The sequence below is a fragment of the Tolypothrix bouteillei VB521301 genome (assembly GCF_000760695.4).
GTDB lineage: Bacteria > Cyanobacteriota > Cyanobacteriia > Cyanobacteriales > Nostocaceae > Scytonema > Scytonema bouteillei_A.
In genome coordinates, this window is sequence record NZ_JHEG04000001.1 from 8,537,108 (window position 1) to 8,559,755 (window position 22,648).

The 22,648-nt window shown below is 42.6% G+C and carries 17 protein-coding genes, 4 tRNA genes and 1 pseudogene; 9 read left to right on the top strand and 13 right to left on the bottom strand.

Features of this window, described 5'->3' with window-relative positions; translation table 11 throughout:
- Positions 1–550: 550 nt before the first annotated feature.
- From psb34 to HC643_RS34875, 3 genes are all read right to left on the bottom strand, one after another.
- Positions 551–721: a photosystem II assembly protein Psb34 gene (gene psb34, locus HC643_RS34865; RefSeq protein ID WP_038071733.1), complete on the bottom strand. Its 171-nt coding sequence runs from the start codon at positions 719–721 to the stop codon at positions 551–553.
- Positions 722–892: 171 nt separating this feature from the next.
- Positions 893–2,062, bottom strand: coding sequence for a WD40 repeat domain-containing protein (locus HC643_RS34870; RefSeq protein WP_082051853.1), 1,170 nt, complete (start codon positions 2,060–2,062; stop codon positions 893–895).
- 62 nt (positions 2,063–2,124) lie between these two features.
- On the bottom strand, positions 2,125–3,774 hold the full coding sequence (locus HC643_RS34875; protein WP_050046507.1) for a substrate-binding domain-containing protein: 1,650 nt from the start codon (positions 3,772–3,774) through the stop codon (positions 2,125–2,127).
- 1,158 nt (positions 3,775–4,932) lie between these two features.
- Between HC643_RS34875 and HC643_RS34880 the strand changes: the two genes are divergently transcribed.
- From HC643_RS34880 to HC643_RS34910, 7 genes are all read left to right on the top strand, one after another.
- Entirely contained in the window at positions 4,933–5,787 is an 855-nt protein-coding gene (locus HC643_RS34880; RefSeq protein WP_082051852.1) for a metallophosphoesterase, read from the top strand.
- Between the two features lie 127 nt (positions 5,788–5,914).
- On the top strand, positions 5,915–6,166 hold the full coding sequence (locus tag HC643_RS34885) for a hypothetical protein (protein WP_137986541.1): 252 nt from the start codon (positions 5,915–5,917) through the stop codon (positions 6,164–6,166).
- Between the two features lie 78 nt (positions 6,167–6,244).
- The gene (locus HC643_RS34890) at positions 6,245–6,781 is read left to right on the top strand and encodes an HNH endonuclease (RefSeq protein WP_038071737.1); all 537 of its coding nucleotides are present in this window, start codon (positions 6,245–6,247) and stop codon (positions 6,779–6,781) included.
- A gap of 474 nt (positions 6,782–7,255) precedes the next feature.
- Positions 7,256–7,329 (top strand) — tRNA-Leu (locus HC643_RS34895).
- A 7-nt stretch (positions 7,330–7,336) separates the two neighbouring features.
- Positions 7,337–7,413 (top strand) — tRNA-Pro (locus tag HC643_RS34900).
- Between the two features lie 3 nt (positions 7,414–7,416).
- Positions 7,417–7,490, top strand: a tRNA-Leu gene (locus HC643_RS34905).
- A 283-nt stretch (positions 7,491–7,773) separates the two neighbouring features.
- Positions 7,774–7,847, top strand: a tRNA-His gene (locus tag HC643_RS34910).
- Between the two features lie 103 nt (positions 7,848–7,950).
- Here the strand turns inward: HC643_RS34910 and HC643_RS34915 are convergent.
- Entirely contained in the window at positions 7,951–8,559 is a 609-nt protein-coding gene (locus HC643_RS34915; protein ID WP_038071740.1) for a hypothetical protein, read from the bottom strand.
- A gap of 360 nt (positions 8,560–8,919) precedes the next feature.
- On the opposite strand from HC643_RS34915, the gene HC643_RS34920 reads away from it, so the two are divergent.
- Entirely contained in the window at positions 8,920–12,342 is a 3,423-nt protein-coding gene (locus HC643_RS34920) for a PAS domain S-box protein (RefSeq protein ID WP_050046505.1), read from the top strand.
- Positions 12,343–12,382: 40 nt separating this feature from the next.
- Here the strand turns inward: HC643_RS34920 and ligA are convergent, their stop codons facing one another.
- Together ligA and HC643_RS34930 are read right to left on the bottom strand one after the other, a co-directional pair.
- Entirely contained in the window at positions 12,383–14,458 is a 2,076-nt protein-coding gene (gene ligA / locus HC643_RS34925) for an NAD-dependent DNA ligase LigA (protein WP_038071743.1), read from the bottom strand.
- A gap of 154 nt (positions 14,459–14,612) precedes the next feature.
- Positions 14,613–15,380 (bottom strand): SIMPL domain-containing protein, encoded by a 768-nt coding sequence (locus HC643_RS34930; RefSeq protein WP_050046504.1) that lies wholly within the window; start codon positions 15,378–15,380, stop codon positions 14,613–14,615.
- Positions 15,381–16,160: 780 nt separating this feature from the next.
- Here HC643_RS34930 and HC643_RS34935 point away from each other — a divergent pair.
- A complete protein-coding gene (locus HC643_RS34935) occupies positions 16,161–17,207 on the top strand; it encodes a trypsin-like serine protease (RefSeq protein WP_050046503.1) in 1,047 nt (348 codons plus the stop codon).
- Between the two features lie 386 nt (positions 17,208–17,593).
- Here the strand turns inward: HC643_RS34935 and HC643_RS42690 are convergent, their stop codons facing one another.
- From HC643_RS42690 to HC643_RS34965, 7 genes and pseudogenes are all read right to left on the bottom strand, one after another.
- Positions 17,594–18,301: a sensor histidine kinase gene (locus HC643_RS42690; RefSeq protein WP_408019774.1), complete on the bottom strand. Its 708-nt coding sequence runs from the start codon at positions 18,299–18,301 to the stop codon at positions 17,594–17,596.
- Between the two features lie 276 nt (positions 18,302–18,577).
- Positions 18,578–18,961: pseudogene (locus HC643_RS42695) on the bottom strand (response regulator); the annotation flags it as partial.
- A 709-nt stretch (positions 18,962–19,670) separates the two neighbouring features.
- Positions 19,671–20,477: an MBL fold metallo-hydrolase gene (locus HC643_RS34945; RefSeq protein WP_038095040.1), complete on the bottom strand. Its 807-nt coding sequence runs from the start codon at positions 20,475–20,477 to the stop codon at positions 19,671–19,673.
- Positions 20,474–21,085 (bottom strand): anthranilate synthase component II, encoded by a 612-nt coding sequence (locus HC643_RS34950; protein WP_038095039.1) that lies wholly within the window; start codon positions 21,083–21,085, stop codon positions 20,474–20,476. The genes HC643_RS34945 and HC643_RS34950 overlap by 4 nt, the downstream gene beginning before the upstream one ends.
- An 84-nt stretch (positions 21,086–21,169) precedes the next feature.
- Positions 21,170–21,643, bottom strand: coding sequence for a diacylglycerol kinase family protein (locus HC643_RS34955; RefSeq protein ID WP_038095038.1), 474 nt, complete (start codon positions 21,641–21,643; stop codon positions 21,170–21,172).
- A 140-nt stretch (positions 21,644–21,783) separates the two neighbouring features.
- On the bottom strand, positions 21,784–22,311 hold the full coding sequence (gene ybeY / locus HC643_RS34960; RefSeq protein ID WP_038082603.1) for an rRNA maturation RNase YbeY: 528 nt from the start codon (positions 22,309–22,311) through the stop codon (positions 21,784–21,786).
- 161 nt (positions 22,312–22,472) lie between these two features.
- Complete coding sequence (locus tag HC643_RS34965) at positions 22,473–22,628, bottom strand: DUF3285 domain-containing protein (protein ID WP_072040810.1); 156 nt, start codon at positions 22,626–22,628, stop codon at positions 22,473–22,475.
- Positions 22,629–22,648 lie beyond the last annotated feature (20 nt).

Here is a 22,648-nt window from a genome sequence, read left to right on the forward strand (position 1 = left end):
GAGTGAGGGCAATAATGTGCAAATTCACATAGAATTGGTATTAGGGCGTGTTTTCACTCGTATTTGTTTAATCTCCTAATTTTCTAGCTCCCCCTAAATCCTCCTATGAATTGAGGGACTTTTAAGTATCTTAGCCTCCTAAGCTATGGTGGTGTACACAAGTCTTCTAAAGTGCATTAAAAGCGGTTTCGATCCCCCCTAACCCCCCTTAAAAAAGGGGGGAACTTAATTCCCATTCTCCCTTTTCACTATGTTTCATCTCTTTTCTAGAGATTTGTGTACACCCTAGCTGGGGTTGGGGGGAGATGGGGTGATCTATAAGAGTTGGAAAACACGCATTAGTACCCATTTTTATGGCGGAAGAGTAAAAAGCGTTGAAGAAGGCAGTCAGCTGATATCAAGTTTTGTTTGCAGTTCTTGTGCAGTTAACACACAAGGGGCGAAACTCCTACCAACCCACATATAACAAAAAAAACCTCGGTGAAACCAACCGAGGTAAGTAGGAGAAGTCCGAATGACGATGAGAACTGATACCGAGATTCAATATTTTTTAGCTAACACCCAAGCCCAGCAACACTAAGGCAACAACCAGCAAACTGGCAAACGCACCTTGCAATGCATATTGGCGTTGTTCCTGAGTGTTTGGGGAACCACTGTAGTACATTTGTGGTTCTGTTGCATAGTTATTGAGAATCCCATTTTCATTAACTGTGGTATACATAGCTCGTTTTTTTATTTATTAACTTATGTAACTAAATTTAACAATATTGTTACAAAAAGTCAATAGAGCTTGACAAAAAAAAGCCCGATCGCTGTCATGAGTACTGCCGATCGGGCTTTGGAAGATTTATAAATTCTGTTCCCAGTCATGATGCACGCCAAGACAGCGCAACTAAAAAGCAATTCCAACAGAATTGGAAGGCTGGAGAGGAACGCGAGGTGAAGGAGACGGTAACAACCGCCAAACTTTAATTGTCTTATCGCCGCTACCACTGACCAAGATTTGCCCGTTGGGACTGAAAGCAACAGCATAAACTCCCCCTCCATGACCCTCAAAAGCCCGAAGTAGCTTTCCTGTCTTCAAACTCCACAGTTGAACTCTCTTGGCTTGACCCCCACTCGCAAAAACCAGCCCGTTGGGAGCGATCGCAACACTTTCTACAGTACCGAGATGGGCAGAAAAATTTTGCAGTAATTTTCCCGTTTCCACGTCCCATACTTTGATATTTTTGCCGTCTGTTTGTGGAAGGGACTGAAAACTATCATCCCCACCGCTATTTACTAAAGTTTTTCCATCGGGTGCGATCGCGACTGAAGTGACCCCAGATGATTTTTGAGGAGGAACAAGACTACGCAACAGTTTACCCGTACTTAAGTTCCATAATGTAATTTTGCCATCATTGTGACCCGCAAACAAAGTTTCACCATCGCGACTAACAGTAAGAGCAAAAGCCCCCGATTGCACGGTGCGAAGTTGCTTTCCATTTGCCATATCCCACACCTTAACTATATCTAAGCTCCCAGTAACAATTCTTCCATCTGGAGTGATAACAATTGCTGTCACTCCACCTTTATGACCGTTCAAAGTGCGTAACAGCTGTCCTTTTTTCAAGTCCCACAGCTTAACTATTCCATCCCTATCACCACTCACTACAGTTTGTCCATCCGGAGCGATCGCAATAGACTTTACTCCCTTTGAATGACCCGACAAAGAACTCAGTAACTGTCCTGTTTGAAAATTCCACAACTTAACCGTTCCGTCATCACCACCACTAGCAAGAGTTAGCCCATCTTGACTTATTGCAACAGCGCGAACAGGAGCTGTGTGTCCCACCAAAGTACGAATCAATTGACTGTTTTTTTGCTGAAGTGGAGTAACAGGGTTTTGACCAATTGAGACAGAGCTAGCATGGATAATAGGAGACAAACGGGTCGCAGAAAGAGGCGTCATACCATTTTGAAAAAAAGATGCAACACGCGAAATCTGTAAGGGTGCAAGGTATTGCGCCCCCATGAGAGATAGCACCGCGATCGCTAGCCTGCAATTTGACTTCAGTATCATTCTGGAAATCGAGATATCTTAATGTATCAATTGACTCCACAACCTTCTCTCTGTTCCACCGCTCATTGGTCATTGGTCACTGAATCATCTAGCAATTCCGGACACAAATCTGGTTCTGTAGTTTCCTCTTGGGGCGAGTTTGAGACCATTGCAGCAATATCTGTGAATTTAGGATACAAAGGAGACACAACTGCCACTGGTGCTTCCCAATCTAAATCTAATGCTTTGTCATCACTTGGGAAACCATTGTTTGTCATTGCCGACTCAGTCGCAGTGCGATCGGAAACACGAACCTCTGTATCGTTAATAACTTCTGTTGATGGTTGCACGTCTTTTGCGACTTCTTCCGACTCTTCCTCTTGGAGCGCAACAGGTGCAGACAAAGTGGTGTCTTGAGTTAATCGTTCATCAGCTGCTAGTTCATCCCAAACATCAGGAAAAGGAGGGTACACAGCCTTTTGTGAAGAAGTTTGTCCTTGGGATGAATTGGGAGACAATATGACTCCCGACTGAAAATTCCCGTCTTGCCGCGATCTTCTTTTATAGGAACGCCATAAAATTAAACCACCTAAACTTAAAGGTATCATCAACCAAAACACAGAAGCGGTCTGTTGCGTATTGTCACTCGTATCCGGAGGAGGTGCAAACGCTCGATGGCTCGGAGAAACCAATTCTCCAGTCTCCGTTGGAATAACAGCATTTGCAGACGTTGGGGTAGGTGTCGCCTCAGGGCTTGGTGAAAGAGTGGGGTTCGTTGTGACTGAACTGAGGTTTGAAAAACTCGTGTTTTCTTCAATAACCATACCTGCTAAGTTTTGGGTAACAGCCACTGTGTCGCTGTCCCTAGCATTTTCTATCGCTTGCTTTCCTTCAGGCGTTTTGGCAAAAGCGAGAAAACGACTCGCAGGTGAACTCGGATTTTTCTTGTAAACGTATACTAAGGGCAGTGAAAAAGGATACTTGGAGTCTTTTGGCAAAGTCCCGTGTACTGGAACAACTCGTACACCTTTGAGTTGCGAAGCCCGATCTGCTTTGATATAACTAATACCGTCTATACCCAATTGCTTTACGAGTTCTTCAGTGTCCTCTTCAGTTATCTCAATTGTGTTGGAACGTGTGGTAAAGCCTTTCGATCTAAAGATAGAGTACCCGCCCAGAGCTTGGCGTATCTCGCTAGATTCGGGGCGATCGATGAAACGAATCTTACCTGGAATGCGCCCCAACCGCGACCAGTTTGTCATTCTTCCTCGAACAATTCTGGCAAATTGCTTGATTGTCAGACTACCCTTAAAAGGATTATTTTTCCCTACAACAATGGCAATTTTTTCACGCCGCAAGCGCACTAATTCCAAACCTTGAGCTTTTTCATCTGGTGTCAAACCACGTCCAATTGCTGCTATGTCAATATTTCCTTTTTGCAGAGCTTTGAGTGCAGCCTCAGTTCCCCTAGCAGCCACCTCTACTTCTGTACCAGAAATTCGTTTCTCAAAACCTTGTTTCAAAGTTTGGTTAATTGCTAACATTCTGTCGGTACCATCAATCCGTACCTTAAAACCACGTAGAGTTTCTGGAAGGGGAGAAGACGAAGCCTCAGGAGAAGATTGCGCCCGTGTAGAGCCCGACACGAAAAGAGTTGTTACTGGGGTCAGAATTAATGCCAGCAGTAAAGAGAAACTGATTGTCGAACTATCTTTTTTTTCTTTTTGCCACATATGCCCCAACGTTAAGGTAGCGAAATTCAAAGGTCTACCAGTCTCAAGTACAATTTTTCTGAAATAAGATGCATTAATTATACAACCCTGTCAATGTTTTTTCCGGTGAGGAATTTACTCATGTAAATTCTAACCCTAGTTCACTGTACACTCTCAAAGCCATAGAAATTTAATACTTATTTTTTCTTAATTGTTTTTTATTAAAAATTTTATAATTTTCTACATTTCAACTAGCATTAAAAACAGAACCTGGGTTGGGTTGGATTGCGAACCAAAACCCAACTTATGGGACATTTGCTAACGCGATCGCCAGTCACCGCTCGTCGGTCACTAGATAATTTTACCAACGACTGAAAAATAAATATAAAACCCCCAGTGGTAAGCTGGAGGAATTGGGTTTTGTCTTATGCTGTGGGTCTTTTAACAAGACCTTATTTGTTATAAAATATATTCTTTTCCTAATTTCAAGAGTTGCCAATTTGCCACATTCACAGCAAATTTTTATTTCCATTATTTTGCCCATAACAAAACCCTAGATTTATAATCTAGGGCATCTGGTGTTGCAAAGATGATGTGCATGACGATTTCTTTCATTAATCTATCTTTTTCATTTTATAAAAAAACGCCAATTTGGCTTAATTTTATAAAAGAATGCCAATTTGGCAAAAACAAAAATCTAACATTGAACCCTTATTGTTGGGTTTCGTTCCTCAATTTTCTAAATCATTTCTACAAGAATTGTTGGGTTTCGTTCCTCAAACGCCACGTCACTCAACGGGTGGAACCCTCCGAAGTTTGCTATTGGGGGAAACCCCCAAGCCGCAACTTCTCTCCGCACGTGAGTGGCTCCCCAACCTACTTTCTAAATTTTCCTGGACGCACCACCTACGCGGACTTCTTATAAAGTCCGCGCAGGCGGACTTAGCCTGTATAGCCGAGGCAGTGCGTTGCGGTGAATCCTGCCCTGGAGGCGGGTTTCCCGCGCCCTGGGGACTGGTGAACCCGAAGGGGGGTTCCCCCCGTTGTAGCACCTGCCGTGCGATTTCAATCGCTAACGTGTTTTTTCTTCATGCTTCTATTGACAACGTTTGTGTAGTCTGCTAGCAGATGTGCTACTAGCTCCTCTATTATTAGATAATTCCCGAAAAATTTTAACTTATGCTAACAAGAAAGAAGAAAAAAAAGTGCTTGTTTATTATACTTGCGATCGCTGTTAGCTTTTGTCTGTTGATTCTGTATGCTTTTGTCATTGAGCCGAATCGTTTTGTTATCGCACGTTATCAGATCGAGCGACAATTTGCTCCTCACAAGAATAGCTTCAAGATGGTTCAAATTAGCGACCTTCATCTCAAACAATTTAACAGTCGGGCACAACATATTGCCGAACAAGTTAATAAACTTAACCCAAATGTTGTACTATTTACCGGAGATTCAATTGATAAAGTTGAACAGCTTGATGGATTTGAGCGCTTTTTGTCGCTTCTTCACAAACAAACAGCTAAGTATGCAATTATGGGGAATTGGGAATACTGGGCTGGTGTTGATTTAAAACGTTTGACAGAAATATATGCCACTTATAACTGCCGCCTATTAGTAAATGAAAGCGTTATACACAACTACGGCAAGGACTCTATATTAATCACTGGATTGGATGATTTAGTCAGCCAACCCGATTTAATCAAATCACTCGAAGGTTTTCCCCCTCAACCAAACCATTTATTGCTTGCTCACTCACCAGCATATCGAGATTCATTGTCAGATAATGAGTTAGCAAAGATAACACAATACAAACCACAATATATGTTATCGGGACATACTCACGGCGGACAGCTATCATTATTTGGCTTTGCTCCAATACGTCCGAATGGTAGCGGACGTTATGTCAGTGGTTGGTATCGAGATGGTGCGATAGCCCTGTACGTATCGCGCGGACTGGGAGTTTCGGTTTTACCACTGAGAATGGGTGCAGTTCCAGAAATTACTTATTTTGAGTGGTTTCTGAACCCGGCTTGAGCCAAAACCAAAAGTCAAATAATTTGATTCGAGTCCTTTCACCAAAGCACTATTGAAACAGTAGACAAAGCTATACTACAAGTGTATTATAAATAAAGACTCTCTATTACAAATACCACAAAGTTCAATGATAGGCAGATTTTCTTCAACCATTAGTAGCGTGATGCATCGCCGACCCCGTCTGGGTTGGATAGATGCGATCGCCCTTTGGGCAGATCCCGAAAAGAACATTGCTTCTGACGGGTCAAAGCTCGTTGTGCTATTTGCGTTTGAGGGAAAGTATCTGTTATTGGGCAAATTTGGAGCGTTAGCCGAATGCCTGAATCGCGAGCAATTCATCCAAAGCGGGAGGTGCAAATGTTTTATAGCACCGATATAGGTCAAAAAGTATCAACTACCTGACCCCCGCTCCTGGATAACAGAGACGGGGGTTATTTTTTTAGGAGTGAATTAACTTATGGAAGCTCAACCGCCAAGTCAGCAATCACACGTACTACAAAACTCAGTGGTCGTCTTCTCCAAGAACTACTTACCACTGGCACGTATCAACATCAAACGAGCAATCGTGCTGTTAGTCACAGGTCAAGCAGAGTCGTTAAATTTTGGCACTACAAAGCAGTGGGAAGTCCGCTCACCCAGTGTTGTACTACAAGTGCCCGAACATATCCGCTTAATGGTTGGCAATCCCGAACGACACTGGAAAGTACCCGGTGTGAATCGGCGTGAGGTCCTAAAGCGTGATAGTTACACCTGCCAGTACTGCGGCAGTACCAAGCATTTAACGCTCGACCATGTGATTCCCCGCTCGAAGGGCGGACAGCACAGTTGGGACAACGTGGTAACTGCGTGCGAACGGTGTAACCAGAATAAAGGCGATCGCCTCCTACATGAAGCAGGAATGGTACTCAAAAGTAAGCCCAAAGCGCCAATTCACCCAGCCGTTACATTTGCCGAACAGTTTTGGAACGTGCAACGCCTGACTGAAAACGAGTAATTCACTCCCATAAACTTCTCTCGGAGAGGGCAATGAGCGCAATGACATAACACTGCCCTCTCACTTCAAAAAAAAATTTGTAGTATGCCCTTGACACTTGTGTAGTATTTTTGTAGTATAAATGTAGTAAATAACAACAGCCTCTGAAAAAGGCATAACGTTCGCACTTCCGTTCCTTGAAAACTTAATAGATAGGCACTCAATATGGGGGGTGTAGTTACAGCGCTTTGCATCTGAATGAGGTACACTCCCCTTTCATCCCCCTTAGTAAGGGGGGACAGAGGCGGGTAATTTTTGTACCTCACCAAGTTGAAATCTGCTGTAGTTCGATTAAAAGCAGTCACCGTATTCGTGTGAAAGAACTTGAATATCTCCTTACAGAGACGCTCTCGGGCAAAGCGCACGCTATGCAATGCGAAGCTATGCCTGTAAGGGCTATACGCGAACAAATCCCAAGCCTGAGTACCAAATTATGCTGCTGTAGCCCAACTGGAAGAGGAGCTGGTCTTAGAAACCAGATGTTGTGGGTTCAAATCCCACCAGCAGTATCAATATCGGGATGTAATTCAGTGGTCTAGAAGCCTTGTTTTGGGGACAAGGAGCCGTAGGTTCAAATCCTACCATCCCGACCATTTGCCCCTGTGACGGAACTGGCAGACGTGCTGGCTTCAGAGACCAGATTTTATGGGTTCAACTCCCATCAGGGGTATTAATGCTCCCGTGGCGAAACTGGTAAACGCTTCCGTTTGAGGGACGGAATTTTTGCAGGTATCTCCTATGCCTCCTTCGTCGGCACGCTTCGCTATCGGAGACGCTTCGCGAACAAATCCTGTCGGGAGTATCAAATTGAATCGTAGGCAGAGTGGATACACAACCCAATACTTGTCAGTTAAGCCTAAAAATGCTCCCAAATGGGACCATAGTTCAACTGGCACTTAGCATCCGCCTTGCAAGCGGAAGGTTAAGGGTTCAAATGCCCTTAGTTCCCTATGGTGTCTGAAGCCAAAGTGGTCGCGGCGCTGGTTTGTGGAACCAGTCATAACGGGTTCAAGTCCCGTCAGACACCCTTTTACGCACTCTTGGCAGCAAATTTCCTTTTGACAAGTTGGGATGGAGGGGGAAGATATATCAGAGTTTGAAAACAATGTCCGATCCCCCATCCCCTATTTTCAACCAAGGCGATCGATACCAACATGTTCTTCATAAGCGTACCAATTGCTGGAAAAGCCTTTAATATCTGGACTTTGGAGAGAAAACCTAACATGATTCTTAACAATAGGAAATCTCACAGCACCACTGCCATCAGGTCTGCTAGTTGCAAGAACAACTTCGGTACCAGCTGGAATCGTTTGTTTGAGCTCATCTCTAAGAATAGATGAGTCAACAGGTTCGCGTTTGAAGACAGTTTGCGTGTTCGCAACAATTTTTAAAAAATTCCTTTGGTTGCCAACAGAGTCCCGATCTACAAAAATTTTGACTTCATTCTTGTTTTGTTGTTCGGCAGCAATGTCGCCCACCGTTTGAATGGGAAAAAATTCGTTAGAAAATATATCTACGTGTGGTGCAAATACATACCAGCTAGTAAAGCCTTTGAATTGAAGGTTCTTAAGTGTGATTCTATGATGATCTTGAGTAATAAGGAACGTGTAGGATTGAAGAACGAGTACAGTAAAAGCTGGAATGCTTACAAGTTTAAAGCTGGGCAGCTGACTGGACTGAACTGGCTCTTGCTTGAGAAGTGTATCTTGGAAAAAGATGATTCGGGTTGCAAATGCCATAATTTTTACCTAAGTTCCTAGAAAATTCCTGAAAAATTACGCTGCAGTCGATAGTTGCACAATTTTAGCTCTTTGCGGACAATCTACATAGAATCTTAAGCATAGACAGCTATTCTTTCCAACTCTATAGTATTAAGAGGATGTTTTAAAAGTCCTCTTGTTGGTAGCAAAATATTAAGATCCCCCTAAATCCCCCTTAAAAAGGGGGACTTTAAGAGGCTTTTAAGGGGGTCAGGGGGGATCGATAGGTACTTAAAAACACAGCAAATCACTTTTCAAACAACCTCTAATGGCTTGTCTTAAAAAGAACTTAATTATTTTTCTAAGCCAGTATAATGAGTAAGTGATTGGTGATTCGTGATGAGCATAACTCTACCCTTAGGGCAAAGCACTCCTGATTGTCCGCTGGGTTGTGTACCCAACTTTTATCAAGTTTTGGCAGAACTTGCACCCATTGGTATCTTTTACACAGATGCTCATGGGAAATGCTTGTACGTTAATCCCTGGTGGTGTACTGTTGCTGGAATCACAATTGCAGAAGCACGGGGAGACGGTTGGATCGATGCTTTACATCCGGAAGATCGCCAGCAAGTTTTTGCCGAGTGGCAGCAAGCCGCACAATCCAATTTGCCATTTCAATCTGAGTACAGGTTTCTCCATCGCAATGGCAAAGAAACTTGGGTGTTGGGGCAAGGAGTTGCCGAACTAGATGCAACTGGGACCGTGAAGGGATACGTAGGGACTGTAACCGATATCACAGAGCGCAAGCAGATAGAAAACACTTGTAGGGAGAGCGAGGAACGCTGGCATCTGGCACTGCGCGGGAATAACGACGGTATCTGGGACTGGAACGTGCAAACCAATGAAGTTTTCTTTTCGAGCCGTTGGAAAGAAATGTTGGGCTTTAAAGATGAAGAAATTGACAATCACCTGGATGAATGGGCAAAACGAGTACATCCCGATGACCTGGGCTGGGTAACTCAGGTGATTCAAAACCACTTCGCCAAGAAAACACCGTTTTATACTTCCGAACATCGGGTTTTGTGCAAAGATGGCTCCTACAAATGGATTCTCGATCGCGGTCAAGCACTTTGGGACGAAGCAGGTAATGTTGTTCGGATGACAGGTTCCCATACCGATATTACCGAACGCAAGCGGAAGGAAGTCGAACTGCGAGAAATGAGCGTAGCTCTAGAATATGCGGTATCGGGTATTGCCAAGTTAGATGTTGAGGGGCGGTATGTGTTTGTCAACCAGTCTTATGCTAGTGTAGTAGGCTACGCACCCGAAGAGATGATTGGGATGTCGTGGCAACAGACCGTCTATCCTGACGATCTTGAGACAACGATCGCTGTCTACAATGTGATGTTGCAAGAAGGTAAGGTTGAAACCGAAGCGAGAGGAATTCGCCGGGATGGCTCGATTTTCTACAAACAGCTAGTGATGATTTCAATCTACGACGAGCAGCATCAGTTTATCGGGCATCACTGTTTCATGAAAGATATTACCGATCGCAAACAAGTTGAAGAAGCTCTACAAAAAGCTCAATCGCGCTTTGCCGGAATCTTAGAAATTGCCCAAGATGCCATTATTTCTATAGACAGCAACCAGCGCATTACCCTCTTTAACCAAGGTGCAGAAAAAGTTTTTGGTTACACCGTAGAGGAGATATTGGGACAGCCTTTGGATCGGTTATTGCCTCTCCGGTTTGCCGACATTCACCATCAGTACGTGCATGACTTTGGTCAATCGCTCGGTAAGGCACGGCGCATGGGTAGCAAAAAATTGCGTCAAATAGGAGAATGGGGCGAGATATTTGGTCGCCGCAAAGATGGCACTGAATTTCCGGCGGAAGCGTCTATCTCAAAGCTAGAACTTGGAGATGAAATCATCTTCACAGCTTTCTTGCGAGATATCAGCGATCGCAAACGTGCGGAAATGGAACTGAAACACCAAAAAGAAATTCTCCAGACAATGTTTGACCACATCCCCCTCATGGTCACGTTATTCGATCGAAACATGGATATCGAGTTTCTCAATCCCCAATTACAGCAAGTGTTGGGGTGGTCGCTACAAGACTGGCAGCAATCCGACGTGTTAGCAAAATGTTATCCCGATCGCGTAGAACACGAAACCGCAAAGGAACACATACTAGCAGCGAATGGGAAGTGGAAAGACTTTAGGACTCACACAGCCTCTGGCAAAACTTTGTACACGTCCTGGGCAAATGTACGCCTCTCCAACGGTTATCTAATTGGCATCGGACAGGATATTACAGAGCGCAAACAAACTGAATTAGCACTGCAACAGGCAAAAGAAACCGCAGAAGTGGCAAATCAGGCAAAAAGCCTTTTTCTCGCAAACATGAGCCATGAATTACGAACTCCTCTAAACGTGATTCTGGGATTTACTCAAGTGATGAGCCGCGATCGTTCTCTCAACGCCGAACAGCAAGAAAACCTCAAAATCATTCGTCGCAGTGGAGATCATCTACTCAATCTTATTAACGATATACTGGATTTGTCCAAGATAGAAGCAGGGCATACTTCCCTTGACAAAAGCAATATCGATCTTGTTGCTTTTTTACATTCCCTTCGCAATATGTTCCGGCAAAAAGCAGTCGCTAAGGGCATACAGTTTAATATCGATCTTGACCCAATTCTGCCGCAATACATCACCACTGACCCCAGCAAACTCCGTCAAGTCCTCATCAACCTGCTCGGTAATGCGATTAAGTTTACCAAGCAAGGAAGTATTACGCTCCATGTGAAAGTGAATGAAGAAGGTGAAACTTTCAACTTTCAACAACTGAAGAATCGGGCTTCTCCTGTCTCCCTGCTCTTTGAAGTAGAAGACACGGGGATCGGCATTCCAGCAAAGGATTTGGATCTCATCTTCAATGCCTTTGTCCAAGCAGAAGCTGGAAAAGGAGCAACAGAAGGAACTGGGTTGGGATTAACCATTAGCCGCAACCTTGCCCGTTTGATGGGAGGTAACATTACAGTCAATAGCACAGTCGGGCAAGGCACTACTTTCCTAGTGACCCTTCCCGTTTGGCTGGCTACGAGCACTGATACACAACCGGAACAAATTAACCATCAGGAGGCGATCGGGCTGGTTCCCGGTCAACCTCAATACCGCATTCTTGTAGTTGATGACCAGCCAGAAAATCGTTTGCTCTTGGTCAAACTGTTGAGTAACTTGGGATTAGATGTGCAAGAAGCAACGAACGGTCAAGAAGCGATCGCACTTTGGGAAGTATGGCATCCCCATCTCATTTGGATGGACATCCGAATGCCCGTTCTCAGTGGTTACAAAGCAACAAAATGGATTCGAGAACAAGAAAATGCGGCTCAAAATCAACACCAACCCTCGAAGATTATTGCTCTGACCGCTCATGCGTCTGAAAGCGATCGCGACCTTGCCCTTGCTGCAGGCTGTGATGACTATATCAGCAAACCCTTTCAGGAAGAAACCTTGTTGAACATGATGGCAAAATATTTGGGGATTTCTTATATTTATGCTGACAGCGAACCGCCATCAACAAGCAGCGACCTACCTGTCAGCATTGTACTAACTTCTGAAAAGTTAGCTGTCATGCCAGCAACTTGGATTGCTCAATTACAGCAGACAGCATTATTGTGTAATGAGGAAGAAGTTTTGCTTGTTATCGAGCAAATTCCACCCGAACACGAGTTTTTGGCAACACAACTGCGAGAACTATCACAAAACTTTGAGTTCCATCAGATTGCGCAGTTAGCACAAACAGCCCTCAACGTATAAGAAAGGGAGGCAAAATCCCCCCTCTTTTCCTTTGAGATCCTTAACTCTCCAACAATTCCAAGAACTGCTCCTCACTTAACCGAGCAACACCCAACTCCTGCGCCTTGGTCAACTTAGAACCCGCATCTTCCCCCACAACCAGATAATCAGTTTTCTTACTCACAGAATCCGTAACTTTTCCACCAGCTTTTTGGATTAACGCCTTCACCTCATCCCGTTTTAAAGTTGGTAGAGTCCCGGTAATGACAAAAGTTTTCCCAGCCAACTTTTGATTGCGATCGTTTTGTGCGATAGCATCCGTTAAAATTTCTAATTGCAACCCAGCATCTTTGAGCCGAGAAATCAAAGTTTGATTTGCCTCAATACGGAACCACTGATAAACAGACTGAGCAATTTCCGATCCAATACCGTGAATCTTTTCAACATCCGCTTGTGTTGCGTTAGCCAATTGTTCTACACTGAGAAACTTTTCCGTCAAAACCTGTGCTGTCACACTTCCAACATGACGAATACCCAAACCGTACAGCACGCGAGACCAAGATTGGTTTTTTGATTGGGCTATAGCTTCCACCAATTTCTGTGCGGACTTCTTACCCATCCGCTCTAATTCATATAAATTACCTTCTGTCAAGTCATACAGATCGGCAACAGAATGCACAACCTCCTTATCCACAAGTTGATACACCAGCTTTTCACCCATACCCTTAATATCCAAAGCATCCCGACTGACCCAATGCTCAATTGCTCCTTTTAAGATAGCCGGACACGAAGCATTGACACAGCGAGTCACCGCTTCATCCATTTCCCGCACCACGGGTTGACCGCAAACAGGACAATGAGTAGGCATGATAAAGGGTTTTGTACCTTCAGGACGCAGTTCTGGAAGAATTCGCACAACTTCCGGGATAATTTCTCCTGCTTTACGCACGATCGCAGTATCGCCAATGCGGATATCTAATTGAGCTATGCGATCGGCATTATGTAGGGTAGCGCGAGAAACAGTAGTTCCCGCCAATTGTACGGGACGCATTTCTGCAAGCGGAGTTAACGCCCCCGTTCTACCCACATTGACAGCAATATTTTCCACACGAGTTGGAGCTTCTTCTGCAGCGTACTTCAACGCCACAGCCCATCGGGGAAACTTCTGTGTAAACCCAAGCTGTTCTTGAAGCTTGAAGGAATTTAGCTTTACAACGACCCCATCAGTCATGTAGGGTAAATTCAGTCGTTCGGTATCCCAATGACCGTAATACTCAGCAACTTCTTTTAAAGAAGAACACAAGCGCTTGTTAGGATTTACCCGAAATCCCAATTTCTGCAACAATTCCAATGCTTCCCACTGAGTACTCGCAATACTAGCATCATCTCTACCGGGAATATGCAAGGTGTAAGCAAAGAAATCTAAACGTCGTTGTGCCACAATCCTGGAATCCAATTGCCTGAGTGTTCCCGCTGCTGCATTCCGAGGATTGGCAAACACGGCTTCACCTATTTTTTGCCTTTCTTGGTTAATTTTTTGAAAGACTTCTAGGGGTAAAAACGCTTCACCCCGCACTTCTATTCTTTCCGGTAGAGACATACCCGATATCTCAGATGTTTCAGACGCGTCTTGGTACGTCTCTCGATTTAGGCGCAAGGGAATCGAGCGAATAGTCCGCACGTTTTGGGTAATATCTTCCCCCGTTACGCCATCTCCTCGAGTTGCACCCCTCACAAGAATGCCATTTTCATAAGTCAACGCTATAGCAGAACCATCTATTTTGAGCTCGCAGACATAGTCCACTGCGCCTGTATTGGGTAATTGTCTCCGCCAGCGCTGCTCCCAAGTATTTAACTCGTCTGTGTTAAATGCGTTCTCTAAACTATAGAGGGGAATATTGTGACGCACTGAGGTAAACTGAGTCGCTGGTTTTTCTCCAACCCGTTGCGTGGGACTGTCCGGTGACACCAATTCTGGGTGTTGATTTTCCAGTTGTTGTAACTCTCGATACAACCGGTCATAAACTGCATCCTCCATGAAAGGAGAATCGAGGACATAATAAGCATAACTAGCTTTTTGTAAGAGTTGTCGCAGTTCTTGAATACGCTGCTTGGCTTCCGTCTCTATCGCTTCCATCGTCGTTCCCAAATTAGCAATCTGTCTTCACTATTAACAAAGTCGTAGCTAATAGCTTAATCAAATTTAACGAGCTCTGCCCTCTACTTGACAAGGTAGTTTGTGGTTTGCGAACGAATAACCAATGACAAATTCACCCAACTGGCTTCTCAACTTAATATCTAATTTGTAAAGTCACAGAAGCTTCCACGCTTTGCTCACCTGCAACGACTGGAGTATCTGGTGTTTTCGCGATCGCTACCGTATCCATACTAGAAAAATTCGCTGTTTGATACATTGGAGATGGCCGACTTCCATTAATTTGCACGCTCACAATTTCCTGTTGCTTGAGAGATAAAGCTCCCAAAGCTGCTTCGGCTTGACTTCTGGCGTCTTCGGACGCTAGACTAATGGCTTTTTTTTGTGCTGATGCGATCGCTTCATCCGTTGCTACTAAAGTCACACCATCAATACGTGTTGCACCAGCTTTAATTGCTTCATCTAAAAGTGTACCAAGTTTTTCTGGTGCTATTTCAAAGCTCACTATATTACTACCCTTGTAGCCTACAATTCTTTGCTGATTGTCTTTGTAACTATAAGTTGGATTTAGGCTAATACCTGTTGTTGCTAGTTTTTTAACATCTTGATTTACTTTTAAAAATGCCACAACTGTTGATGAACGTTGTGCGGTTGTTTGCTGTACCTTTGTTGAAGTTATATCTTGAACCTCAACCCCCAAACGAACGCGAGAGGTTGTTTTGGGAGTACTAACCATTCCACGACCTGAAACAACTAAAGTTCTGGGCAAAGAAGCCAAATTACGGGTTTCATAAGATGTCGTTCCACAAGCAACAAGACCCGATAAGCCGAAAGTTAAAAACAAAATGAAAAAAGATTTCCGGTACTTGAATTGCAATCGTGATGAGAAAGTCATAGGAGCCATAAAACTTAATGTGTTTCAAATATGGCATGAAATTTTTTTTAATTATCAAGTGGTTACAATTTCGGAAACTACGTTGATGCATATCCTTGCAACAGCCACCAGTGAATTGTAACTCATGACCGATCATCAGTAAATTCCCTGACTTGTAAATAGGAGATTTAGAAAATAAAGCATTTTCTTGTTTCTTCCATATAGTTTTGTATCTAACAGAATTTTGAGAGCATCCCTATGAGTGCAAATTGCCCCCAGAATAGAATTTTACGGCGATAGAAACACAGCCCACCTGTATGGAATTCATATCAAGTCCTACAGGCGAGTTTCCTACCATATAAACCTGGTGAACTTAGGGGGACTTAGCTTGTACAAACGCGCTCGCGGACATCATACGGTATTTTTTTCATTATATTCAATCAATTTAAGTATATTTTTCTATGAAGAGAGTGATATTTATTTTCAATATACTGAGTATTTAAAAAAAAAAGAGAGTAGTAAAACTACAATTTTATAAAAGAAGAATTTTTCTTGACTTACGAGTATTTACTGTTAGCTTCTCGTTCAATTACAAGCATAATAATTATTCAGCAATAAGTAAGTTGGTGTTAAAAATTTTGTCATGATAGGGCAGCTATGCTGAGGGTATAAGGGAATAGGTTTTTATGCAAATTTACTTTTAATTACATACTTCGTTTTTTTGCGCCTCTCTACTTAATTGGAATTTAAACAATTGTTTAAACATCACATCCAAGCAAATTTCTTCTCCAAGTAAAATTTTCACAAACTATGAAAATTTCTCACAAAGCTCTTGTGTCGTTAGTTATCACTTTAACAACTGCCATTGGGGGCTGTTTATTAAATGCGGAAGCAGCTACTTTTCGCAATGTTAGAAGTATAAATGAAAATCGCCAGCGTTATATTACAGCAGGCGATCCAGCACATTCTGTTGTCAATGTAGGAACGGGCTTTGATGGTGTAGTAGATTTAGTCATCAAAACTGATTCAGAGACCTTCGGTTGTTCGGGTTCTTTATTAACCTCAGGGAGACATATTCTTACAGCCGCCCATTGTTTTACTGACGGCTATCAAAATGTTATTGCTAATAGTATTCAAGCTTTTTTCGATTTACCTACAGGTTCTACATCCATAAAAAGCGCAAATCTCTTTATTCACTCAGACTGGACTGATAACTTTAGCAGGATCGAGGGCGATATCGCTATTATAGAACTTGTGTCAGAAGCACCTATAGCAGCCGAACGTTACGATATTTATCGCGGTACAGATGAAGTTGGAAAAATAGGCGTTAAAGTAGGCTATGGTTATTCTGGTAATGGTAATGAAGGAAATGTTTCATGGGATGGATTAAAACGTGTGGGGAAAAACATTTACGATGCTCCAGGCGAAATTTTATCCACGTTACCCCAACTTGACACTTTCGCATTTCCCGGTGCAGTTTTAGCATATGATTTTGATAATGGGTTAGCAGCCAATGACGCTTTTGGTTTTCACTTCGGTATTTCAGACACAGGGTTAGGATTGGATGAAATTAATTCAGCACCAGGTGATTCTGGAGGACCAACATTTATCAACGGACTCATTGCTGGAGTTACATCATTTGGCACTTGTTATGGTTATCCAAACTGTTCCGGTTCTGATATTGACAGCACTTTAAATTCCAGCTTTGGAGAAATCAGTGGTGATACTCGAGTTTCAACATACGCAAACTGGATTGACAGTATTCTGAGCCGTCCTGCGACAGTCCCCGAACCCAGTGCGATCGGTGCAATCTTACTAGCAGGATTCGCAGCCCTTCGTTACCGGAAAAGATTTTAATTGCTAATTGCTAATGGCTAATGGCTAATGGCTAATTGCTAATTGCTAATGGCTAATTGCTAATGGCTAATGGCTAATTGCTAATTGCTAATTGCTAATGGCTAATGGCTAATGGCTAATGGTGAGACCAGCCCTGGAGGCGGGTTTCCCACGCCCTGGCGACTGGACTCACCGCCTTCGCGGACTTAATAGAAAGTCCACGTAGGTGGACTTTGTTTGTATAGACGCGATTTTAATCGCCCAATGTTTTTTCTAATTGGGATGCTCTTAATAGAAAGTCCACGTAGGTGGACTTTGTTTGTATAGACGCGATTTTAATCGCCCAATGTTTTTTCTATTAACCATTAGCCATTAACCATTAGCCATTAGCCATTAGCCATTAGCCATTAGCTATTATCTGCATCCAATGGAATTTCAATAATAAATTCTGTTCCTTGACCGCAGGATGAAATACATTGCAACATTCCATTGTGTTTTTGAGTGATAATCTGGTGACTAATAGAAAGACCTAATCCAGTTCCTTTACCTTCTGCTTTTGTTGTAAAAAAAGGATTAAATATCTGATTTTGTACTGGCTCAGCCATTCCCGGTCCATTGTCTGCAATCCGAATAAAAACTTTTGTGTCGTCAATAAGTTCGGTTGTAATGCGAATTTTCGGACAATGAGAGTTAGGAATAGATTCTGTACCCCATGCTCCATTTGTCATTCCTTCTTCTAAAGCGTCTATGGCATTTGTTAATAAATTCATAAAAACTTGATTGAGTTGTCCGGGATAGCATTTCACATGCGGTAAGTTTTCATACTCTTTAATTACTTCTATCATGGGTCGCTTTGGTCGAGCTTTGAGACGGTGTTGCAAAATCATGAGAGTTGTTTCTAATCCATCGTGGATATCGACGGCTATCTTTTGATCTCCATCTGCACGTGAGAAGTTTCTTAAGGACTGCATAATCCCTTGAATCCGATCTGTACCTAGTTTCATTGAGGAAATTACTTTGGGCAAATCTTCTAATATGTGATTTAGGTCAATTGCTTCAATTTCTTCTTCTATCTCACTTCCAGGATTGGGAAACTGTTGTTGGTAAAGTTTCATGAGATGGACAAGGTTATCTACGTATTGATCGGCATAATGTAAGTTACTAAAAATAAAGCCCAAAGGATTGTTGACTTCATGAGCGACACCTGCAACAAGTTGTCCTAAGGAAGATATTTTTTCACTATGTACTAGCTGCAATTGAGCTTTTTTGAGTTCTTCAAGAGCTTCAGAAAGTTCGGCAGTTCTACTTTTGACTCGATGTTCGAGTTGTTGTTTTTGCTGGTCTAATTCTAGATTCAATCGTCTCAGTTTTAAATGGACTTGTATCCTAGCTAATATTTCTTCTTCTTGAAATGGTTTGGTAATATAATCTACTGCTCCTAAATTCAACCCCTTGACTTTTTGCCCTGTTTCAGCAAGAGCAGTCATAAAAATAATAGGAATATCTTTTGTTATTGGATTTGATTTAAGTATGCGGCAAGTTTCAAATCCATCAATTTTTGGAATAATTATATCTAACAAAATTAAATCTATTGGTTCATTATAAGCTTGTTCGATACCATTGGTTCCATCCATTGCAATCAACACGTTATAACCTGCATCACTTAAAGTGATATTTAAATAATCTAAATTAGCTTTGCTATCGTCAATAACTAAGATTGTTTCTTTTCTTTCTAAAGAATTTAGTTCGGTTTCATGTTGATGCCAAGCTTGCATGATAAATTACCCTTAATTTTTTGAAAAAACTGATGAAAATTTTAATTGGCTTTTCTCAGTGAGAAAGGTAGAGGAGAATAAAGGTTAAAACATAAGCTTTTTAAGCTTTCGCTTTGAATAGTTATTTTTACTTACTAAGTATAGTTTCAAAAAAACGCTATATTTAAGTAAAATTACTGGTTTAAAAAAACTACTTTTTTCAATGAGATAATGGCACAAGTAAAATTCCTCCAAGGTAGCTCTCATACTTTATGTTGAGAGAATAGGTCAAGTTTATAGTTCCCAAATAGAATTTGGAAATCTAAGTGTATTGAAAATAATTAAAGAAAACTTGCTGAGTGCGGGTAGATACTGAAAAAAAAAGACGCTTTCATTTAACACGTCTTTACAAGAATGTCTTTCACTTCGTTCCTAAGTGGAGAGAATCTTCATCTCGCTCCGGTGGCGCTGATTTGAAAATAAGTGGAATTGAGCATTTTTTATTCGAATATCTCTTAAGTCTAATTACACAGGCGTTGATTAAACACAGATGTTGGAAAAAAATTTTAGCACTTGTGAATGCTTTGAAGGGTTGGTGGTACCCCCACCCTCAGCATTCCCCTTAAAGTGCGATCGCCTGTATTTGTCCGCTCTTGCGAGGTAGTGCCTCTCGGACTGCATCCGGTGGCTCTCTCTGCCACCGGATCGCGAAAAGCTCCTAGCTCATAACCTAAAATTTGTAACTTAACACTTGTATGGCGCTATTTTCCGGGAGATTGCTAGGGCTAATAGAGATCGTGTCACTCTGGCTGCGGCGCACTGCTACTCCATCCATTGATGTCAAAAATGTATCTAATGGGGAAATATCACACGTAGAAGCATCAGCTGCTTGTGTACGGTAATGGGTAGGAATCACTAGTTTGGGATTAATGACTTGAATGGCTTGCTTGGCTTCCTCCGCATTATAAGCTTTTGCTCCTCCGCCCACAGGAACTAACGCCACATCGGGACGCCCTATCAAAATCTTTTGCTCTATGGAAATAGGTGCAGCCGCTCCTCCTAAATGAAGGATGCTAATACCTCCTTGCTTCCACAACCAAGCGGTATTGATCCCGAATTGTTTGCCGCCTTTGCGATCGTGATTTATAGCAATTCCTTGAAATTTAATGTCGTTAAACTCGTACACTCCTGGCTCGTAAATGAGTTTGGGGTTTCCAGGTATATCTTCTACAGCACCCTCATCTAACAGTTGACTGCTAATCAATACCAAATCTGCTTGAACTTTGGGCGAACGATACCCTGCGGTACAACCTACTGTCCGAAAGGGATTTGCCAGAATTCTTACGCCACCACCAGTAAACAGAAAGGAGGTATGACCCAACCACTGAATTGATAATGAACCACTAGAGCGAGGCTTAGACTGAGCATTTGAGCGAGGCTTAGACTGAGCATTTGCTTGAAATTCAGAACTAAAACCACTCAGTAATGCTGTCCCTACTCCCGCCCCTGCATAGCCCACGAACTGTCGTCGTTTCATGAAGAATTCCGCTCTCTAGACTGCAATTGTTCCAGAAAGTTTCGCAATAATTGCTTTCCTGAATTTGTCAGGACACTCTCTGGGTGAAATTGGACGCCTTCAATATGAGGATAGTTCCGGTGTCGTACTCCCATAATTGTTCCATCCTCAACCCAAGCAGTGATTTCCAGCACTTCTGGGCAAGTGTCGCGCTCAATCACTAGACTATGATACCGGGTTGCGGTCATTGGATTTTCTAATTCTCGAAAAACACCGACTCCTGTATGATGAACCGGAGAAGTTTTGCCGTGCATTAATTCAGGTGCGGAAATAATCTTACCGCCAAAAACCTGACCGATGCTTTGATGTCCCAAGCATACTCCTAGAATTGGCAAGCTCGGTCCAAGTTGTTCGATAACATTTAGGGAAATCCCTGCATCTTCAGGACGACCCGGTCCTGGTGAAATCACGATTCCATCTGCTTGTAAAGCAATAATTTCATCTACGGTTATTTTATCGTTCCGAAAAACTTTGATATCGGAGGCAACTGGGAATTCTGCTGCCAATTCTCCCAGGTACTGTACTAAGTTATAGGTAAAACTATCGTAATTATCAATAACTATAATCACAAGTTATGGCTCCTGATTTCTGCCAATCATCATATCATTTTGGATGCTTAGATTATGTGGGAAGTTGTCAGGAGGAGCCATCGGCTAAATAACTGAGATAATTAAGACGTATAGCGGAGGTAATAACAGCATTGCCGCTACAAGCAGCGCTACCAGAGCGGATACAAGTACGGCTCCTGCAGCACAATCTTTAGCTATTTTTGCTAACTCGTGATATGTTTGCTTAACTGTCAGGTCTACTATAGATTCTATAGCTGTGTTCAGTAACTCTAATGCTAAAACTAAACCACTGGTAACTGCAATCACTGCTATTTCCACGGGTTTCAGTTGTAAAAAAAGGCTCAGAGCGATCGCTATAGCGCATACACCAACATGAATGCGAAAATTTCGCTGGCTTTGAAAAGCGTAGGTAATTCCGCACCAAGCATATTTAAAACTAACAAATAAATTAGAAGCAACTTTCCAGGAAAATTCCCGTTGTTTGGGAGCAACTGGCTCCAGGCAACTTGGAGTTGGTGGTGCTGAGACTTGCGGGGGCGATGAAACTTGTTGGGACATAGGCGTACACACGAGGGACTAAAGTAGTTATCAGAATTTTCGGATATTGTAATTGTGTAACAGGTATATAAACAATTTTTTTACAAGAGTTTTGTGAGATGACAATTCCAGAATAACACTAAGAAGTTATTAAGCAAGAGCTATTCTACGTTAATATCAATACCTATATCTTTCAGTAATATTACTTGCTGGCTCAGCATTTGGTTCAAACTCTCTTCATCTGGATGGTCCCAACCCAGAAGATGGAGCAAACCATGAGCAGCCAACCAGGCTAACTCTGTCTGTAGAGAATGCCCTTGCTGTTGGGCTTGTTGTTGCGCTGTCTCAATAGAAATAACAATATCACCGAGATACAAAGGGACTTCGGTGTCTATTTCTTCCCCTTGAGGGAAATCTACCTCAAGAGCAGCAAATGATAAAACATCTGTAGGTTTATTCTGATGGCGGTATTGAGAGTTTAGCTGGTACATTTCGCTGTTATCCGTTAAGCGCAACCCAATTTCATATGTTGGTGCTAGCGGAGACTCATTATCAAGTCTTTCCATCCACTGCTCAAACCAATTTTGCCAAGTTTCAGCAGTCATTCGAGTCCCGGTATCCCAAAAATCGAGATTTGCTGCTTGGGACGATTCAGCAAAACAGTCCTGCACGTACAGATCGACTTTCACCAGCTATAAATCTCCCGTACTTAAGTTATTGAGTTTTTCAGGGTGGCTAATGCCGAGCGACAACTTTGTGTAGTAGATATTTGCCACCCCACTTATATTTCAAATATCAAATTAGGATTGTTAATAGTTATCAATCAATCCCCCAAGTAAACTGATGACGCCTAGCGAGTTAAGTAAGCAAGACCTACCAAAACTGCTAAAAGACCTACAGCGGTCAGTAAAAAATGTTTGAGGGAGGTGAGTCGCTTCTGCACCATGTTTCTCATGGCAAGTTTTACGTAGCTAGGTTGAGGTTCCGTCGAAGAAGAGTCACTCATAATCTCTTGATAACAAACTC

Coding starts and splice junctions, on each gene's coding strand:
- HC643_RS34935 (WP_050046503.1), top strand. CDS start 16,161: ATGAAAATTTCTCACAAAGCTCTTGTGTCGTTAGTTATCACTTTAACA.
- HC643_RS34915 (WP_038071740.1), bottom strand. CDS start 8,559: ATGGCATTTGCAACCCGAATCATCTTTTTCCAAGATACACTTCTCAAG.
- HC643_RS34880 (WP_082051852.1), top strand. CDS start 4,933: ATGCTAACAAGAAAGAAGAAAAAAAAGTGCTTGTTTATTATACTTGCG.
- HC643_RS34920 (WP_050046505.1), top strand. CDS start 8,920: ATGAGCATAACTCTACCCTTAGGGCAAAGCACTCCTGATTGTCCGCTG.
- HC643_RS34875 (WP_050046507.1), bottom strand. CDS start 3,774: ATGTGGCAAAAAGAAAAAAAAGATAGTTCGACAATCAGTTTCTCTTTA.
- ligA (WP_038071743.1), bottom strand. CDS start 14,458: ATGGAAGCGATAGAGACGGAAGCCAAGCAGCGTATTCAAGAACTGCGA.
- HC643_RS34955 (WP_038095038.1), bottom strand. CDS start 21,643: ATGTCCCAACAAGTTTCATCGCCCCCGCAAGTCTCAGCACCACCAACT.
- HC643_RS34945 (WP_038095040.1), bottom strand. CDS start 20,477: ATGAAACGACGACAGTTCGTGGGCTATGCAGGGGCGGGAGTAGGGACA.
- HC643_RS34885 (WP_137986541.1), top strand. CDS start 5,915: ATGATAGGCAGATTTTCTTCAACCATTAGTAGCGTGATGCATCGCCGA.
- HC643_RS42690 (WP_408019774.1), bottom strand. CDS start 18,301: ATGAAACTTTACCAACAACAGTTTCCCAATCCTGGAAGTGAGATAGAA.
- HC643_RS34870 (WP_082051853.1), bottom strand. CDS start 2,062: ATGATACTGAAGTCAAATTGCAGGCTAGCGATCGCGGTGCTATCTCTC.
- HC643_RS34890 (WP_038071737.1), top strand. CDS start 6,245: ATGGAAGCTCAACCGCCAAGTCAGCAATCACACGTACTACAAAACTCA.
- psb34 (WP_038071733.1), bottom strand. CDS start 721: ATGTATACCACAGTTAATGAAAATGGGATTCTCAATAACTATGCAACA.
- HC643_RS34965 (WP_072040810.1), bottom strand. CDS start 22,628: ATGAGTGACTCTTCTTCGACGGAACCTCAACCTAGCTACGTAAAACTT.
- HC643_RS34930 (WP_050046504.1), bottom strand. CDS start 15,380: ATGGCTCCTATGACTTTCTCATCACGATTGCAATTCAAGTACCGGAAA.